Here is a 1,475-nt window from a genome sequence, read left to right on the forward strand (position 1 = left end):
CCGCCCCCGCCCCGACGCCGGGTCCGGCCCCACGGCGCACCCGACCGGGTGCCCGACGTCGGCGGAAGTCACCGCTGTCGGACAATGTCCCCGTGGAGGAGACCGGAGACCGCTTCGAGGACCGCGGAGAGCACACGATGGAACCGAGTGCCGCGCAGGACGCGCCACCCGTACGGCACGTGCTGGTGCTGCCCGACCGGGACAGCGCCGAGGAGGTGGCCGAGGAACTGGCCGACAGCCTCCCCCTCCCCGAGGAACCCCGGCTGGTCCGGGACGCACTCGCCGGAGAGGACGACGCGGAGGACGCGCAGTGGCTCGTGGTGCTGGAGGACCCGGAGGCTGTCTGCTCACCGGCCGCCCTGGACGAGCTGGCCACCCGCCACGAAGGCTGGCTCGAACGCGACTGACCCCGCCTCCACCGCCCCGTCCACGCTGAACGTGGCCTCGGCCGACCCGGGCCTGCCGATCTACGGCTGTGGTCCGATGCGCCGTCACCCGCCCGTTGGCTAGCGTCCCGACCATGACGACCAGGGAACACCGCCCGCCACGGACGGGCGAGCAGCGCAGAACGGATGTCCTCACCAGGCTGGAGGAGGACGTCGACGCCTGGGTAGCCACGGCCTCCCCCGGCGGCGAGCAGTACATGGTGCCTCTCAGTTTTGTCTTCCACGACGGCCGACTGATCATGTGCACCAGACACATCTCCGGCACGGCACGGAACATCCGCGCCGGTTCCCGGTCCACCATCGCGCTCGGGCACACGCGGGACGTCGTGCTCATCGAGGCGGAGGCCGAACAGCTTGCGCCCGACGGCCTCACTCCCCAAGCGGGCGCCGCGTTCGCGGCGAAGGTCCGCTGGGATCCGCGCGGTGACGAGGAATACGTCTTCCTGCGGTTCCTCCCCCGTATGCTGCGCGCCTGGCGGGAGGAGAACGAGTTGAAGGGCAGCGTCCTCATGCGCGACGGTGTGTGGCGGGTCTGAGGCCCCATGGGACCGCCTCCACCGGCGCTGACCGAGCCGCCGGCAGAGCCGGTCGGGCGAGGCGAAGCCGCATTTGTCACCCGGAGCTCGGCTCCCTCCGCCCGGCTCACCGCGACCGCCCCGTCGGTGTCGGTGCGTACGACTCCGGCGCCGTGGGCCCGCAGGAGTGCCAGAGTGGTGGGCGCGGGGTGTCCGTAGCCGTTGTCCGCACCGGCCGAGACCACGGCGAGCCGGGGTCTGAGGCGGGCCAGCAGCGGCGGGTGCTGGTACGCCGAGCCGTGATGGGCGACCTTGAGGACGTCCACGTCCTCAAGCTCCGGACGCTCTGCCAACAGGCGTCGTTGGGCGGGCGGTTCGAGATCGCCGGGCAGCAGCATCGTCAGGCCGCCGCTGCGGACCAGCAGCGTGACGCTCGCGTCGTTGGCGCCGAGCCCGGCCGGGTGGGGCGGCGGCCACAGCACCTCCCATTCGAGCCCCTCCCCCAGCCGTCGCC

At 72.6% G+C, this 1,475-nt stretch carries 2 protein-coding genes and 1 pseudogene; 2 read left to right on the plus strand and 1 reads right to left on the minus strand.

Annotated elements, in window-relative coordinates; all coding sequences use genetic code 11:
- The first annotated feature begins 137 nt into the window (after window positions 1-137).
- Together FNX44_RS26855 and FNX44_RS26860 are read left to right on the plus strand one after the other, a co-directional pair.
- Window positions 138-407: a hypothetical protein gene (locus tag FNX44_RS26855; RefSeq protein WP_143651564.1), complete on the plus strand. Its 270-nt coding sequence runs from the start codon at window positions 138-140 to the stop codon at window positions 405-407.
- Window positions 408-520: 113 nt separating this feature from the next.
- Window positions 521-982, plus strand: coding sequence for a pyridoxamine 5'-phosphate oxidase family protein (locus tag FNX44_RS26860; protein WP_143651563.1), 462 nt, complete (start codon window positions 521-523; stop codon window positions 980-982).
- Between the two features lie 80 nt (window positions 983-1,062).
- Here the strand turns inward: FNX44_RS26860 and FNX44_RS29330 are convergent.
- Window positions 1,063-1,475 (minus strand): annotated as a pseudogene (locus tag FNX44_RS29330) (ComEC/Rec2 family competence protein); the annotation flags it as partial.

Source organism: Streptomyces alkaliterrae, from assembly GCF_007097205.2.
Taxonomy (GTDB): domain Bacteria; phylum Actinomycetota; class Actinomycetes; order Streptomycetales; family Streptomycetaceae; genus Streptomyces; species Streptomyces alkaliterrae.

Bases quoted from the DNA above. Each gene is read 5' to 3' on its own strand.
- FNX44_RS26860 (WP_143651563.1), top strand. From the start codon at position 521: ATGACGACCAGGGAACACCGCCCGCCACGGACGGGCGAGCAGCGCAGA.
- FNX44_RS26855 (WP_143651564.1), top strand. From the start codon at position 138: ATGGAACCGAGTGCCGCGCAGGACGCGCCACCCGTACGGCACGTGCTG.